A 16695-nucleotide genomic window follows, 5' to 3' on the forward strand; every position below is an offset into this window, starting at 1 on the left:
CGGCTATATCGGTGAGTTGCGGTCTCTCGACCCGCAGCTTATTTTTTGGTCATCTCGGCAATTACGGCCATCACGCCGGCAGCAGCCTCTTCGGCCAATTCGGGTGTGCGGGCCTCGGAATAAACCCGGATAATCGGCTCGGTATTCGACTTGCGCAGGTGTACCCAGCTGTCGGGAAAGTCTATCTTCACACCGTCGATGTCGGTGATGTCGTACTGGGCATACTTGCTCTTCACGGCAGCCAGCAGGGCGTCCACGTCGATGTCGGGGGTAAGCTGTATCTTCTGTTTAGCAATGCTGTAAGCCGGATAGGTAGCTTTCAACTGGCTGACGGTTTTGCCCGATTTGGCCAGGTGCGAAAGGAACAGGGCGATACCTACCAACGCATCGCGACCGTAGTGGCTGGCGGGATAGATGACTCCACCGTTGCCCTCGCCGCCGATAACGGCTCCGGTCTGTTTCATCAGGGTAACTACATTCACCTCGCCCACGGCCGAGGCGTTGTATTGCTGTCCGTACGAACGGGTCACGTCGCGGAGAGCTCTCGACGAGCTGAGGTTCGACACCGTATTGCCGGGCGTGTGTTTCAGTACATAGTCGGCCACGGCAACCAGCGTATACTCCTCGACAAACATGTCGCCATTCTCGCAAACGATAGCCAGACGGTCTACATCGGGGTCAACTACGAAACCGACATCGGCACGACCCTCTTTCATCACCCCGGCTATCTGGGTGAGGTTCTCGGGCAGCGGCTCGGGATTGTGGGGGAATTTGCCATCGGGCGTGCAGTTCAGTTCGATGATATTCTTCACGCCCAGAGCCTTCAGCAAAGCGGGGATAACGATACCGCCCACCGAGTTGACGCAGTCGATGGCCACGGTAAAGTTGGCCTTGCGGATAGCATCGACATCGACCAGGTCGAGAGCCAGTACGCTCTCGATATGTTTCTGGGTGTAGGTATTGTTCACATACAGTTGGCCCAACTCGTCGACTTCGGCAAACTCGAAGTCCTCGGCCTCGGCGATGCGCAGCACCTCCTGTCCCTCGGCAGCATTCAGAAACTCGCCCTTCTCGTTAAGCAGCTTCAAGGCATTCCACTGCTTGGGGTTATGGCTGGCCGTCAGGATAATACCGCCGCAAGCCTTCTCCATGGTAACCGCAATTTCGGTGGTAGGCGTGGTGGCCAACCCGATGTTTACCACATCGAAGCCCATACCCATGAGGGTACCGATTACGGTGTGTTTTACCATTTCGCCGGAAATACGGGCATCGCGTCCTACTACAATCTTATTGGTCTTTACCGGTGAATTTTTACGAATAAAGGTAGCATAAGCTGCCGTAAACTTGACGATATCGAGCGGATTGAGCCCTTCGCCGGCTTTCCCTCCGATCGTACCGCGTATTCCTGAAATAGATTTAATAAGAGACATATAGCTTTATTATTTTGATTTATTGTATTGTACATAGTATAGATAAGGCATCACGGTCGAGGTCTCGGCAGTAAATCCGGCTTTGGCCCGGATGAGCAGATTGACCCGGCATTCATTCCCCAGGAAGTACATGGGGTACTGTATGCCCGTACCGTATTGAGTGGTCGACGACAGGGTAGTTTCGCCGAAGCGAATCGTAATGTAGTCGGAGGGGTTGGTATTCCCTACCGGCGAAGGATTGCTGCCGGCCACCAGCGCTTTCAGGTCGTAACGCAGGAAGCGCAGATTCACGTCGTTGCCCTTCTCGAAACGGTCGTTCATATCGCCCGGCTCGAGCACCTGCATGTAGACATTGCCGTCGGTATCGAGTTTGTAGTATGGTACCGCCAACGTGTCGTTGTTGGGGACATCCTGCAAGGAGATGAATACCGAGTCGGCCGGTATCTCGTTGATGACTATCTTGTCGGCCAGAAACGTTTTCACGGCCTTGTCTTCTTCTTTCAACAAGTCGGCATACGACTTGCCATCGTTACACGACGACAAAAGGGTTACGCCTGCGAACAAAACAATTAAAACTTGTGCTAACTTATTCATAATTTATCAATCGATTATTCTTTGTCTTTTGCCATATATTTGTCATAGAGGGGCAAGATGCTGCGCAGCAGAGCCTGAGCCTCTTCCATCGTTCCGTGAAATTCGCCGCCGGCCGCATTCAGGTGACCGCCGCCGTTGAAGTGTTCGGCTGCTACCTTGTTGACCGGGTAGAATCCCTTGGAGCGCATCGATACCTTGATATACTCCTTGTCTTCCCGCAGAAAGGTCGAGAAGCGGATACCCTCGATGCCCAGCGGCACATTGACCAGCCCCTCGCTGTCGCCCTTGTGGTAGTCGTATTTTTTCAACTCCTCACGAGTGAGCGAAATCAGAGCCGCCTTGTATTCGGGAAATATCTCCATCTTCTCACTCACGGCATAGCCGTTCAACCGTATCTTGTCGACCGTATTGGTATTGTAGACCAAGGCATAGATGCGGTCTTTGTTGATACCCAGTTTCACCAGTTCGGCAATGATGTAGTAAATTTCGGGAGTATTGGAGTTGTAGGTAAAGTTGCCGGTATCGGTCATCATGCCCGTATAGATGGCTTCGGCCGAGTAGAGGCTCATGCGGTCGAACATGCCCATGCGACAGATAAGGCGGAATATCAGCTCGCTGGTCGATGCCACCTCGGGATGCGAGATGGTGATGTCGCAAAACTCCTCGGGATTGAGGTGATGGTCGATGAGCACCTTCTTGGCTTCGGAGAGCGATACCGACTTTTGCAGGCGGTCGATGCGGTTGAGCGCATTGAAGTCGAGACAGAAAATGAGCTCGGCCTCGGTTATCAGTTTTTCGGCAAACTCGGGATAGCGCGTATAGACGACAATCTCTTTCGAACCCTTCAGAAAAAGCAGGTTCCTCGGCAACAGATCGGGAACGACCACGTTCACCTCCTTGCCCAGCCCATCGAGAAAATGATACAACCCCAACGAAGCTCCTATGGCATCGCCATCGGGAGAAACGTGGCAAGTAATGACGATCTTTTCTTTCTTCTCTATCAGTTTGCGTACTTGCTGTATTTTTTCTTCCGCAATTATTTTGTTAATCATCTATCGTTTTTAACGGGTTCTTACTCTTTTTATTTTGCACAAAGATAGCGCAAACGCCGACAATACCCAATAAAAAAACAGGCTATTCTGCCGGGTTCAGCTACATCTTTTCATTCAAGGCAAAGGTAAAAATTATTATCCACATATCGAATACTATTTTTGTTCATCTACATATTTTATCTATTATTACCCAAATCATATCGGTCAATCGGTTTTTCATTTGGCAGATAAAAGTTATCTTTGCCCCACTAAAACAGAGTTGTTATGAGAAAAAATTTGCTCCTATCGATTGTGAGCCTATTCCTCTGCATAGGCGTTCAGGCACAGATACTGGAACCGGTCAAATGGAAAGTCTCCCTGCAAGGCGAAGGCCAAGAGAAAGAAATCGTTTTTCACGCCTTTATCGAGGACGGATGGCATCTCTATGCCACCGACATTCCCCAGGGCGGACCTATCCCCACGTCGTTTTCGTTCGACGAACTGTCGCAGGTATCGCTGAAGGGTGAGGTGACACCGGCTCAACGTCCGCACGAAGAGTACAGCTCGCTGTTCGACATGAAGCTGGGATGGTACAACTCCAAAATCGATTTCAAACAGGCCCTTACCATCGACGACCCCGACAACTTCAAGATTACCGGCTATATCACCTACCAGGCCTGTAACGACGTGACCTGTCTGCCACCGACCAAATATGAATTTTCGTTTGGCGAAAGCCAGGCCGAGGCCGCTCCGGCCCCGGTCATGACGCCGGTCGCCTTCAACACCAAATCATCGTCGAGCCGGACCGACCAGCCGGGCTGGCAACCGGTTATCGAGCAGATTCAATCCATGGACAGCGACGGCGTACATCACTCCGACTCCCTCTGGTTCATCTTCCTGTCGGGTTTCGTAGGCGGTCTGCTGGCGCTGCTCACGCCCTGCGTATGGCCCATGATTCCGCTCACGGTGAGCTTCTTCCTCAAGAAACAGCAAAGCCGTCGTAAAGCCATCGGCGAGGCCATTCTCTACGGGCTCTCCATCATTGTCATCTACGTGGGTGTAGGGTTGCTCATCACCTTGCTGTTCGGAGCCAGCGCCTTGAACGACCTGGCCACCAACGCCCTCTTCAATATACTCTTCTTTGCTCTGCTGGTACTCTTTGCCGTCTCCTTCTTCGGAGCCTTCGAGATTACTCTGCCGGCATCGTGGAGTAACAAGCTCGACCGTAAGGCCGACACCGCTACCGGCATCATCGCCATCTTCTTCATGGCCTTTACGCTGGTTCTGGTCTCCTTCTCCTGCACGGGTCCCATCATCGGCACCCTGTTGGTCGAGGCTGCCTCGTGGGGTGGCAAGCTGGCCCCGGCTGTGGGTATGGGTGGTTTTGCCATCGCCCTGGCCATACCGTTTGCTCTCTTCGCCATGTTCCCCTCACTGATGAAACAGATGCCCAAATCGGGCGGCTGGTTGAATATGGTCAAAGTGGTGCTGGGTTTTCTGGAACTGGCCCTGTCGCTCAAATTCCTCTCGGTGGCCGACCTGGCCTATGGCTGGCACATCCTCGACCGTGAGACCTTCCTGGTACTCTGGATTGTCATCTTCGCCCTGCTGGGATTCTATCTGCTGGGCAAAATCAGTTTCTCGCACGACTCACCGGTAAAATATGTGTCGGTACCCCGGTTGTTCCTGGCTATCGTATCGCTGTCGTTCTCCATCTACATGATTCCCGGCCTGTGGGGTGCTCCGCTGAAAGCCATCAGCGCATTCGCTCCTCCCTTGTATACTCAGGACTTCAACCTCTACGATCAGGAGGTGCACGCCGCCTTCAACGATTACAACGAGGGTTTGGCTTATGCCCGCAAAGAGAAGAAACCGATTCTGATCGACTTCTCGGGCTATGGTTGCGTCAACTGCCGCAAGATGGAGGCTTCGGTCTGGACCGACCCGAAAGTAAAAGAGATTCTCGAAAAGCAGTATGTACTCATCACCCTCATGGTCGACGATAAGGAGAAACTGAGCAAACCTATCACCGTGACCGAAAACGGCAAGCAGGTGAAGCTGACCACCGTGGGCGAAAAATGGAGCTTCCTGCAACGCTACAAGTTCGGGGCTAATGCCCAACCCTACTACGTGATTATCGACGACAAGGGCGAACCGTTGGCAGCTCCTTACGGATATGACGAAAGCGTGCCTCGCTTCGTCAAATTCCTGCAAAGCGGATTGAAAGCATTCAATAAATAAAAAACGATTATGTCACACACCAGAGAAGAAAAGACAGAAGCATTCGGTCGCCTTATCGACATACTCGACATTTTACGCGAGAAATGCCCCTGGGACCACAAGCAGACCAACGAGAGTCTGCGACCCAACACCATAGAAGAGACCTACGAGTTGTGCGATGCCCTCATTCGTCACGACAACGAGGCTACCAAAAAAGAGCTGGGCGACGTGTTGCTGCACATTGCATTCTATGCCAAGATTGGCGAAGAGAACGGCACATTCGACATTGCCGACGTGTGCAATGCTCTTTGCGACAAACTCATCTACCGCCACCCGCATGTGTTCGGAACTACCCACGTCGAAGGTTCGAACGAGGTGGAGCAGAACTGGGAACAGTTGAAGCTGAAAGAGAAAGGCGGCAACAAAACGGTGCTCGAAGGGGTACCTTCGGCTCTGCCGGCCCTGATCAAGGCCTACCGCATACAAGACAAGGCCCGCAACGTGGGGTTCGACTGGGAAGAGCGGTCGCAAGTCTGGGACAAGGTCCACGAGGAGTTCGACGAGTTGAAAGAGGAAATCGACCACATGAATCCCGAGAATATGGAGAGTGAGTTCGGCGACCTCTTCTTCAGCCTGATTAACGCGGCCCGGCTCTACGGCATCAACCCCGAGAATGCCCTGGAGCACACCAACCAGAAATTTATCCGCCGGTTCAACTACCTCGAGCACGAAACGCTGCAAAAGGGACGAAATCTCAAGGATATGACACTTGCCGAGATGGATGCCATCTGGGACGAAGCCAAACAAAAAGGGCTCTAATCGGCCCCACGGGTGAACCTGTAAAGGCTCTCGTTTGTTTACTCGATACACACTTGTACGAATAAACGATGAGAGCTTTTTTATTACTCCTCCTCTCGCTGGGCTCGGCCTGGCTCCAGGCCGCCGAACATACCTGGATAGCCCCGGCGTGGACAGCCCGCAATACGCCGGTAGTTACCGTCGACAGTATCTTGCTGCGCGACACGTTGAGCCGACTCTACATCACCCTGAAACAACCCCCTCACACCACGCTTACCCTGCACGACGACTGGGTGATACAAGACAGTCTGGGCAACTTCACGGCCCGGATAAAAGATGTGGACGGGGTCGACTTCAACCGCATATTCCAGTTCGATGACGACAGTACCGTCGCTGTCGAGATGGATTTTCCACCCCTGCCGGCTTCGTGTAGCGAATTCGACCTGATAGGCAACAAACCATCGGGCGAGATACGAGTCATCGGCCTCTCACTCAATCGGCAGCAATCGCCCGTCGCCCTGCCGCCGCAACCGGCCACACGCCCCAGCCCACCACTGCCGGTCATCACCTTCGAACCCGACACCGCCTGGCTGCAAGGTCGCTTCATCGGGTACCACCGGCGGCTGAATTTGCCCGCCGGAAAGATTGTACTGACCGACCTGCTCACCCGGCAGCAAACTACCATCGAGGTTCCTGTTGCCGACGATGGCACTTTCGCCGTCCAGCTGCCCCTCTGCCATCCTGTGCAGCAAAAGTTGATTTTGGGCGACCGATACATCCCCTTCTATATCGAGCCAGACGACACGCTTTCTCTGCAAATCCCGCTTGATGAGCTGTTGGCCCCTTATCGAAATATCCGTGAAATAGAACAGAACTGTACCCACTTGATTTATCAGGGACGAAATGCACAAGCCAACTACGAGTTGCGGCAGATACGCCTGCAAGAGGCCGAGACAGACAGCAATTGGATGCAGGCACTACGTACGCTATCGCCCTCTCTCTACTACCGGTCTGAAGAGAATAAACTTAAAGTAAAACTTGAACGATTGAATCGTGACTGGCAGGCACAAAAACTCTCGAGTAAGGCCTACCTCCTCTCCATTCTCAACAATTACTATCTATTTATTTCGCATTTGATTGTATATAATACAATTAAAAATTTAAATACAGATAGCGAATACTCAAGATACAGAAAAATAGAAATATCATTCGCTACTATTTATCCCCTGAAAGAACCTCTCTCGGTGGTTTCGGAATACTATCTTCCTTTCATCACCCTGTTGGAGAACCAAGCCAACAGTACCACGCCCCCCGACTGGACGAGCGTCGAATTTATCGAAGCTCTCGAAGCCCGGAACGTCGACCTCTTGCCCGAGGAAAAAGAGGCGTTACGGCTTGCTTTAGATGGAAATACCGCTATCACCCCACAGACCCAAGCAGTAATTCAGCAACTGAACAACAGGTGTGAAAAGGAACAAATATCGATGCGGGAAGAGAAACTGAGGCAATGGAGCGAAGAGAGTTATCGGAACCGTTTCGGCTCGCCGGACGACTTCACCCGGCAACTGCTCGATGCTCGCCGGGTCGTCAGGCTCTGGCAATCGCTGCATCGGGCATTGACCATCCGGGAACAGTCGGAGTTTACGATTACAATCATCGACCCGCCGTTGAGGTTTGCCGTCAAACGCATCACCTCTCGACCCGACCGATAAAGGGAGGCGTGGAAAAGTCGAGGCCGAATGAAAATAAAAACGTACCTTTGCACTCGTTAAACTTCAAAAAGAAACGAGACCCATTATGAAAGTGTGCGTTGCCGAAAAGCCCAGTGTTGCCAAAGAGATTGCCGATATTGTAGGCGCCAAAAGCCGACACGACGGCTACTTCGAAGGCAATGGCTACCAGGTGACCTGGACCTACGGACACCTCTGCACCTTGAAAGAACCCCACGAATATACCGACCAGTGGAAGCAGTGGACCCTGCGGTCGCTCCCCATGATACCGGCCCGTTTCGGCATCAAGCTGATACCCGACCGGGGCATCGAAAAACAGTTCGGCATTATCGAGTCGCTCATGTCGAAAGCCGAGGTCGTGATAAACTGCGGCGATGCCGGCCAGGAGGGAGAGCTCATTCAACGGTGGGTCATGCAGAAAGCGGCCTGCAAATGCCCCGTATACCGGCTCTGGATTTCGTCGTTGACCGAAGAGTCCATCCGGGAGGGATTCCAGAATCTCAAACCGCAGGCCGAGTTCGACTCGCTCTACTATGCCGGCTTGTCACGGGCCATCGGCGACTGGCTGCTGGGCATGAATGCCACCCGGCTCTATACCCTCAAATACGGGCAGAACCGGCAGGTACTCTCCATCGGTCGGGTACAGACCCCTACGCTGGCCCTGATTGTCAACCGGCAACTCGAAATAGAGCATTTCGTTCCCCAGCCTTACTGGGAGTTGAAAACCGTCTACCGCGACACCACCTTCTCGGTAACCAAGGGGCGGTTCCAAAGCGAGGAGGAGGGAAAAGATTTCCTGCAGAAAATCGAGGGCTTCCCCTTTACCGTGACCGATGTCACCACCAAACAGGGGAAAGAGGCCCCACCGAGACTCTTCGACCTGACCAGCCTGCAGGTCGAGTGCAACAAGAAATTCTCCTATTCGGCTGAAAATACGCTGAAGATTATCCAGTCGCTCTACGAGAAGAAGGTAACCACCTATCCGCGTGTCGACACCACCTTCCTGAGCGACGACATCTACCCCAAAGTACCGGGCATACTGGCAGCCCTGGTCGACTACCAACCGTTGACAGCTCCTTTCCAGACCGGGAAGATCCCCAAGAGCAAGAAGGTGTTCGACAACTCCAAGGTGACCGACCACCACGCCATCATTCCCACCAACGTAAAGGCCGTGAACCTCACCACCGAAGAGCGTAAGGTCTACGATCTGGTGGCCCGCCGTTTTATTGCGGCATTCTACCCCGATTGCCTCATTGCCAATACCACCGTGCTGGGCGAAGTCAATCAGATTGAATTCAAGGCGACCGGCAAACAGATTCTTTCACCGGGTTGGCGCATCGTATTCGGGAAAGAGGAGGAGAACAGCGACGAGAACGAAAGCACCCTGCCCGCCTTCACCAAGGGCGAGACAGGGCCGCACACCCCTTCGCTGGCCGAGAAGTGGACACAACCGCCCAAGCTCTACACCGAGGCTACGCTGTTGCGGGCCATGGAGACTGCCGGAAAGCTGGTCGAGGACGAGGAGCTGCGCGATGCCCTCAAGGAGAACGGTATCGGACGTCCCTCGACCCGAGCCGCCATTATCGAGACGCTCTTCAAACGGCACTATATCCGCAAGGAGCGGAAGAACCTCATTGCCACACAAACGGGGATAGAGCTTATCGGGACCATCCGCGACGAACTGCTCAAGTCGGCCGAACTGACAGGAATCTGGGAAAACAAGCTACGCAAAATCGAGCGCAACGAGTACCGGGCCGCCGACTTTCTGGAAGAGCTGAAAAAGATGGTCGGCGAAATTGTGCTGCATGTGCTCAGCGACAATTCGGGGCGCATCACGGCAGCCACTCCTCCGGTAGAGCCCCCCAAGAAAGAGGCCAAGAAAAAAGCGGCCGCACCCGCCAAACCCCGCAAGAAGAAGGCGACCAAAGGCGACGAGACACAAACCCCGGCCCCGACCGACAAACAGCCCCTGATATGCCCGCTATGCCACAAGGGCGAAGTGATACAGGGCAAGGCGGCTTACGGTTGCAGCCGATGGCGCGAGGGTTGCGGCTTCAGACTGCCTTTCGGCGAGAATGGTCAACCGCTCGACGAAGCGACCTTGCAGCAACGGATTCAAGAGTACAAACCCAACCCCAATACAGAGAATCATGAGTAACGAAGAGTGGTTTCCCCTGATCGACGAACAGGGGAAGGTCATCGGGAAGGCTACCCGACGGGAGTGTCACAACGGTTCCAAGCTGCTGCACCCGGTCGTGCATCTGCACATACTCAACCCCGACGGCGAGCTGTACCTGCAAAAGCGCTCGATGAGCAAGGACATACAACCGGGCAAATGGGATACGGCCGTGGGCGGACACGTAGACTACGGCGAATCGATTGAGGAGGCGTTGACCCGCGAGGTGCGCGAAGAGCTGGGCATCACCCGCTTCACACCCCACCCGCTCATTACCTATATCTTCGAATCGGCTCGTGAGCGCGAGATGGTGAATGCCTTCTGCACCTGCTACGACGGCACCATCACCATCGATCCCGTCGAGATCGACGACGGTCGCTATTGGCCGCTCGACGAGATACACCGCACCCTGGGCCAAGGCATCTTCACCCCCAACTTCGAACAGGAGTTCCGGCACATCGAGCCGCAACTACTTCAGTTTCTCGGCGAAATCCAGAAGCGATAGTTCGGCGCTTAGTCAATCATATCGCCCACCTGAGCCGAAACAAAGCCAATCAGGTCGGCAGGAGCGATTTTGATTTGCAGGCCTCGCTGCCCGGCACTGATGTAGATATAGTCGTGCGAGAGGCAGCTCTCCTGGATATAGACGGGGAAATTCTTCTTCATGCCGATAGGTGAACAGCCGCCCCGAATATAGCCCGTAGTAGGCAACAACTCTTTCATAGCTATCATCTCGGCACTCTTGTTGCCCGACATCTTGGCCGCCTTCTTCAGGTCGACCTCCTTGTCGCCCGGAATCACACAGACGAATATGCCATGTTTGTCGCCCCGCAATACCAGCGTCTTGAATACCTGGGCAATATCCTCGCCCAACTGCTCGGCTACATGCGTGGCCGCCAGATTATTCTCGTCAACCTCATACGGTACCAGTTCGTAAGCAATCTTTCCCCGGTCGAGCAGCCGGGCCGCATTGGTCTTGTTTATCTTCATAAGTCATTTTCTCCTAACGGGTGGCAAAGGTAACTATTTTATTCCTCGGGTTGAACCGCGCAAACCTTTAATAAAAATAAACCCCGGGAGTTTTTTTTCGACTCCCGGGGTCTTGTATCGGTTTTCTGAGGAGCATCTCCTCCCCTCTTTCAAATTCAGATTTAGTCGTTCATCGACAGCAGCAGCTCTTCGTTCGACGAGGTGCGCTCCATGCGGTCGCGCATGAACTCCATGGCCTCGATCGAATTCATATCGGAGAGGTAACGACGCAGAATCCACATGCGGTTGAGGGTATCTTTAGGCAACAGCAGGTCGTCGCGACGCGTACTCGATGCCGTAATATCGACAGCCGGGAAGATGCGTTTGTTCGAGAGTTTCCGGTCGAGTTGCAACTCCATGTTGCCGGTACCTTTGAACTCCTCGAAAATCACCTCGTCCATCTTCGAGCCCGTCTCGGTCAGCGCCGTGGCAATGATGGTGAGGCTACCGCCGTTCTCGATATTACGGGCGGCACCGAAGAAGCGTTTGGGTTTGTGCAGGGCGTTGGCATCGACACCACCCGAGAGCACCTTGCCCGACGCCGGCGATACGGTGTTGTAGGCGCGAGCTAGGCGGGTGATGGAGTCGAGCAGTATCACTACGTCGTGACCGCACTCGACCATGCGTTTGGCCTTCTCCAGTACAATGCTGGCCACCTTCACGTGACGCTCGGCCGGCTCGTCGAAGGTCGACGAAATAACCTCGGCCTTTACGCTGCGGGCCATGTCGGTCACCTCCTCGGGACGTTCGTCGATCAGGAGGATAATCATGTACACCTCGGGGTGATTCTCCGAGATGGCATTGGCTATATCTTTCAGCAATACGGTTTTACCGGTTTTCGGGGGAGCCACAATCAAACCGCGCTGTCCTTTGCCGATGGGCGAGAACATATCGACTACACGGGTCGACAGGTTGCAATATTTGCCGCTGGTCAAGTCGAATTTCTCGTCGGGGAAGAGCGGCGTCAAATGGTCGAACGGAACCCGGTCGCGCACATATTCGGGGGTACGGCCGTTGATTTTCTCGACCTTTACCAGCGGGAAATATTTTTCTCCCTCTTTGGGCGGCCGGATGGGACCCTCGACCACGTCGCCCGTCTTCAGACCGAAGAGCTTGATTTGCGACTGCGAAACATACACGTCGTCGGGCGACGTGAGGTAGTTGTAGTCCGACGAGCGCAGGAACCCATAGCCATCGGGCATCATCTCGAGTACACCTACACCGGTGAGGATACCGTCGAAATCGTAGGCCTTCTCTACCGGTTTCGGCTCGGGAACCGGTTGCTGAGACTGGTTCTGTCCGTTGTTATTTTGATTGTTGGCGTTGTTTCGGTTTTGCGGTACAAAGGTACGCTGTCCGCGGGGAACGAAGCGTTGTTTTTCGCTATGCGGGAAGAAGGTTTGCAAGGTCGAGGGCTGCAACGGAGGTAATTGTTGTTGCTGGTGAGGTTGTGCCGATTGTTGAACCGGTTGCGGTTGGAATTGCTGCGGCTGGGCAGGCTGTTGCGGTTGAGTCTCGGCGGGTTTGCTTTCGGCTGTGGTCTGCGGAGCCGGCTGTTGTGTCAAAGGAAGCGCTGGCTGCTGAGGCTGAGATTCGTTGGCCGATTCCAATACGGGGATAGCCTTTTTCTGAATCCGCTTGCGTTGCTTGGGCTGTCCGCCCATCGGCTGATTGGGTTGAGCCTGCGGCTCGGTTGATTCCGCATCCGGTTTCTGTTTCGAGGGAGTAGCGGTACTCTCCTTCAAATTCTCGAACAACTCGGCAACCGGTTCTTTCAAGGCCGGGTGCGAAGCCAGGCCCGTCTCTTCGATAATGGCCGATATCTCTTTCACCTCTGGCGTCTCTGCCGATTCGGCTACCTTATCATCCGCATTGTTTCCTTTGGTGTCGTTTTTCTTCTTCCGACCCCTCTTTTTCGGTTCATTTGCATCGTCCGAGTCGGCCGGAGCGGCAGCTTTCGGCTCTGCATTGGATTTATTTTCTGCCTCCTTCGAGTTTTCGGAGGCCGATTTCTCTTTGTTCTTTTTAGGTTTAGGCCCTCTTTTCTTAGGAGCAGACGGACTGGCTGCAGCTTTGCTGGCCATATCGATAGCCTGCTGGTCCAAGATTTTATAGACAAGATCTTCCTTCTCGGTGCTGTCGATCTTCTCGATGCCCATCTCGGTGGCTATCGCTTTTAACTGGTCAAGAGTTTTAGCGCTTAATTCTAAAATATTATACATGTAGATATAAATATGATTTACACTTTGTATATTTATCAAGGCTCCTGTATGCCTGATACATACCGGCCGAAAAAACAAATATAACTATTGGATTTGGTTGAAATACGCTGCGTACAGAATTTCACTACGCAATTCAGTGAACAAATATACGGCTGATTTACCAAACAAAACAAAGATTGTAAAATTAAGTTTGGATTTTAACTATTTTTTATAATTAAATTCGATAACTCTTCTTGTTTTAGAGGTTACCCGATAGCCATCGGCTGCACGCTCGCCCAGAATCCATAGAATCGTATCGCCCGAGCACAGCAGCAACGCATGGGATTTGTCGACCAACGAATACTTTCGATCGCGGAAGTAGTCGCTCAACTTGCGACTCCCCTTCATTCCGAAAGGCCGAAAGCGATCGCCTATGCGCCACCGGCGAATAGTCAGCGGGAACTCGAGTTTATCCAAATCGAAACAGGCATGCGTCTTGTCGCGCGGCAATTCATATCCCTCTCCCTCGACACATCTGTACGACAAACAACCGTCGAGCAGCACCTCGCCCTCGCAAGGCGATGCAATCGTTGCCACAACATCCGACTGCGATTCGTCGACCTCCTGCCGTACCCATATCAATGTATCTCTATCCTTGACTACGCGGTGACCGGGAGCCAGAAATACACGACCAGACTCTCCGTTGCAAGCGGCCAGTATCTCGTCGATCTGGTCGGGTACAAAGCCACAGGGCGAAAGCAGTTCAAAGAGGAAAGCCCGCGGCGACGGAAGCGACATCAGCCGCTCGATAGAGATACGAGTCTCGCCCGCCTCACTCGTCAACACCTCGCTCCGTTGGCGCTCAATGGCATCGCGATAGACCCGTTCCACCTCGCGCAAATTCTGCATGGTGGTGTAGATGGAACGGTCGGCCGACGGGTTGATGGTGCGCAGCAACGGCAGTACCTCGAGCCGGATTTTATTTCGAACAAAAACAGTTTCGAGGTTGGTGTGGTCGACCACATGCGACAAATGCTGATCCTCGAGATAAGCCTCTATCTCCTGCCTCGAGACCGGCAGGAAGGGACGCACCACAAAACCGTTGCGGGGACGCATCGAGGTAAGGCCGGCAATGCCCGTGCCCCGCACCAGATTCAACAACAGGGTCTCCACACTGTCGTCGCGGTGATGCGCCACGGCTATCGCCTGGGCTCCGTATTCCCTGCGCTTCGTTTCGAACCAGTCGTAGCGCAGTTGGCGACAAGCCATCTCGATAGAGAGGCTTTGTTTGCGGGCATAGCGTTGCGTATCGAACGATATTTCATCGAACGGTACCCCGAATGCCCGAGCCGTCTCACAGGTAAAATTGCGGTCTCGCAGAGATTCGTCGCCTCGCAAATTGAAATTGCAATGACAGGCGATACACGAATAGCCCAACCGCGTAAGCACATGCAGCAGCGCCACCGAATCGGCACCGCCGCTTATCCCCACCACAACAGGGGCCGACTTGTCCAACAAGCGGTTATCGACAATAAACTTCTCGATCTGCTGCAAAAACGGAGGTACAGGCATGGGAACTCTTCTTGAAATATCGAGACAAAAGTAATAATAAAGAAAGATTTTCTTCCGTAGCCAATCTCTTTTTTACAGCTTGACAAAAATATTTCGGTCAAATCCACCCGGTGAGCCACCTTTTATTATTAAATTTGCATTTTGAATCTAAGAAGTTACAGGTATGATTGAAAAAATCCAACGTATCAGAGAAGAAATTGAAGCATTAAAGGTTTCTAAATCAGAAGATTTAGAGGCTATTCGTATAAAATACCTCAGTAAAAAAGGTGAAATCTCCCAACTGTTCAACGACTTCAGAAGCGTGGCTGCCGACCAGAAGCGCGAGGTGGGCAAACAGTTGAACGAGTTGAAAGAGCGGGCTATCGAAAGACTCAACGAACTGAAAAGCGAATTCGAAGAGACACACAGCGACGAGCAGAACATCGACCTCACCCGCACGGCCTACCCCATTCCGATGGGAACGAGACACCCGCTTTCGCTGGTTAAAAACGAAATTTGCGACATCTTCGCCCGGTTGGGTTTCTCGATTGCCGAAGGTCCCGAAATCGAGGACGACTGGCACGTGTTCTCGGCCCTGAACTTTGCCGAAGACCATCCCGCCCGCGACATGCAGGACACCTTCTTCATCCAACGCTCGCCCGACATCCTGCTGCGTACCCACACCTCGTCGGTACAAACCCGCACGATGGAGCACGCACAACCCCCTATCCGCATCATCTGCCCGGGGCGCGTGTATCGTAACGAGGCCATCTCGTATCGGGCTCACTGCTTCTTCCACCAGGTAGAGGCTCTATACATCGACAAGAACGTATCGTTTGCCGACCTGAAACAGGCACTGCTCTACTTTGCCAAAGAGATGTTCGGCAGCGAGACTCAAATACGGTTGCGTCCCTCCTACTTCCCCTTCACCGAGCCTTCGGCCGAGATGGACATCTCGTGCAACATCTGCGGGGGTAAAGGGTGCGCCTTCTGCAAGCACACCGGCTGGGTAGAGATTCTGGGCTGCGGCATGGTCGACCCCAACGTACTCGACGCCTGCGGCATCGACAGCAAGGTATACAGCGGTTATGCTCTGGGTATGGGTATCGAGCGAATCACCAACCTCAAGTACAAGGTGAAAGACCTGCGCATGTTCTCGGAGAACGACGTACGGTTCCTCGAAGAGTTCAAGTCGGCTCACTAAACACGGACTGCCGGTAACGCCATGACAACCAAGGAACGATACGCAGGGGTAATCCGGTGGTTTCAGGAAAACCGCCCGGTAGCCGAGACCGAGTTGCACTACCACGACCCGTTCCAGTTGCTCGTGGCCGTAATCCTTTCGGCCCAATGCACCGACAAGCGGGTGAACATGGTCACCCCGGCCCTTTTCGAGGCATACCCCACCCCGCAGGCCATGGCCCTGGCTACCCCCGACGAGGTGTTCGCCTACATCAAGAGCGTATCGTACCCTAACAACAAGTCGAAACATCTGGTGGGCATGGCCCGCACGCTTGTCGAAGAGTTCAACGGCGTAGTCCCCTCGGAGGTCGACGAGCTGCAAAAGCTACCCGGCGTAGGTCGCAAGACAGCCAACGTCGTAGCTTCGGTGGTTTTCCACAAAGAGGCTATGGCCGTCGACACCCACGTCTTCCGCGTTTCGAACCGCATCGGGCTCACCAACAACTCCAAGACTCCACTCGAGACCGAGAAGACCCTAGTCAAAAACATACCGGGCCACCTGCTGCCCATTGCCCACCACTGGCTCATCCTGCACGGCCGCTACGTCTGCACGGCCCGCAAGCCCAACTGCCTGGAGTGCGGCATACGCGAGTATTGCAAGTTCTACACCCGCGCCGGCAAAAAGAAAGAGGAGTAAGGATAATAATCAAAAACTTATATGATACAACGAAAAAGCCGAGGCACAAACCTCGG

The 16695-nt window shown here is 53.5% G+C and carries 13 protein-coding genes; 7 read left to right on the plus strand and 6 right to left on the minus strand.

All coding sequences use genetic code 11. From position 1 onward, the window contains the following. Window positions 1-38: 38 nt before the first annotated feature. Genes glmM through NW211_RS07210 form a run of 3 tightly spaced genes read right to left on the minus strand, consistent with a single transcriptional unit; the run spans window position 39 to window position 3076 of the window. Entirely contained in the window at window positions 39-1430 is a 1392-nt protein-coding gene (gene glmM / locus NW211_RS07200; RefSeq protein ID WP_258327410.1) for a phosphoglucosamine mutase, read from the minus strand. Window positions 1431-1439: 9 nt separating this feature from the next. Then, window positions 1440-2024: a DUF4827 family protein gene (locus tag NW211_RS07205; RefSeq protein WP_087407406.1), complete on the minus strand. Its 585-nt coding sequence runs from the start codon at window positions 2022-2024 to the stop codon at window positions 1440-1442. Window positions 2025-2038: 14 nt separating this feature from the next. Further along, the gene (locus NW211_RS07210; RefSeq protein WP_087407405.1) at window positions 2039-3076 is read right to left on the minus strand and encodes a bifunctional oligoribonuclease/PAP phosphatase NrnA; all 1038 of its coding nucleotides are present in this window, start codon (window positions 3074-3076) and stop codon (window positions 2039-2041) included. Window positions 3077-3340: 264 nt separating this feature from the next. Here NW211_RS07210 and NW211_RS07215 point away from each other — a divergent pair, with 264 nt between their 5' ends. From NW211_RS07215 to NW211_RS07235, 5 genes are all read left to right on the plus strand, one after another. After that, window positions 3341-5296, plus strand: coding sequence for a thioredoxin family protein (locus tag NW211_RS07215; protein WP_258327411.1), 1956 nt, complete (start codon window positions 3341-3343; stop codon window positions 5294-5296). A 9-nt stretch (window positions 5297-5305) separates the two neighbouring features. Further along, window positions 5306-6094: a nucleoside triphosphate pyrophosphohydrolase gene (mazG, locus tag NW211_RS07220; protein WP_258327412.1), complete on the plus strand. Its 789-nt coding sequence runs from the start codon at window positions 5306-5308 to the stop codon at window positions 6092-6094. 68 nt (window positions 6095-6162) lie between these two features. After that, window positions 6163-7785: a hypothetical protein gene (locus NW211_RS07225; RefSeq protein WP_258327413.1), complete on the plus strand. Its 1623-nt coding sequence runs from the start codon at window positions 6163-6165 to the stop codon at window positions 7783-7785. An 85-nt stretch (window positions 7786-7870) separates the two neighbouring features. Next, window positions 7871-9961 carry a DNA topoisomerase 3 gene (locus NW211_RS07230; protein WP_258327414.1) on the plus strand — a complete coding sequence of 697 codons (2091 nt, stop codon included), beginning with the start codon at window positions 7871-7873 and terminating at the stop codon, window positions 9959-9961. Continuing rightward, window positions 9954-10484, plus strand: coding sequence for an NUDIX domain-containing protein (locus tag NW211_RS07235; RefSeq protein WP_258327415.1), 531 nt, complete (start codon window positions 9954-9956; stop codon window positions 10482-10484). The genes NW211_RS07230 and NW211_RS07235 overlap by 8 nt, the downstream gene beginning before the upstream one ends. 8 nt (window positions 10485-10492) lie before the next feature. Here NW211_RS07235 and ybaK read toward each other — a convergent pair whose 3' ends face one another. From ybaK to tilS, 3 genes are all read right to left on the minus strand, one after another. Beyond that, window positions 10493-10969 carry a Cys-tRNA(Pro) deacylase gene (gene ybaK / locus NW211_RS07240; protein WP_087407399.1) on the minus strand — a complete coding sequence of 159 codons (477 nt, stop codon included), beginning with the start codon at window positions 10967-10969 and terminating at the stop codon, window positions 10493-10495. Between the two features lie 161 nt (window positions 10970-11130). Beyond that, the gene (gene rho / locus NW211_RS07245; RefSeq protein ID WP_258327416.1) at window positions 11131-13230 is read right to left on the minus strand and encodes a transcription termination factor Rho; all 2100 of its coding nucleotides are present in this window, start codon (window positions 13228-13230) and stop codon (window positions 11131-11133) included. Window positions 13231-13431: 201 nt separating this feature from the next. Beyond that, on the minus strand, window positions 13432-14781 hold the full coding sequence (gene tilS, locus NW211_RS07250; protein WP_258327417.1) for a tRNA lysidine(34) synthetase TilS: 1350 nt from the start codon (window positions 14779-14781) through the stop codon (window positions 13432-13434). A 163-nt stretch (window positions 14782-14944) separates the two neighbouring features. Between tilS and pheS the strand changes: the two genes are divergently transcribed. Next, on the plus strand, window positions 14945-15964 hold the full coding sequence (gene pheS / locus NW211_RS07255) for a phenylalanine--tRNA ligase subunit alpha (protein ID WP_258327418.1): 1020 nt from the start codon (window positions 14945-14947) through the stop codon (window positions 15962-15964). Window positions 15965-15985: 21 nt separating this feature from the next. Further along, a complete protein-coding gene (gene nth, locus NW211_RS07260; protein WP_258327419.1) occupies window positions 15986-16639 on the plus strand; it encodes an endonuclease III in 654 nt (217 codons plus the stop codon). Window positions 16640-16695: the final 56 nt, after the last annotated feature.

Origin of the sequence: Barnesiella sp. ET7, from assembly GCF_024733785.1 — a bacterium.
Taxonomy (GTDB): domain Bacteria; phylum Bacteroidota; class Bacteroidia; order Bacteroidales; family Barnesiellaceae; genus Barnesiella; species Barnesiella merdigallinarum.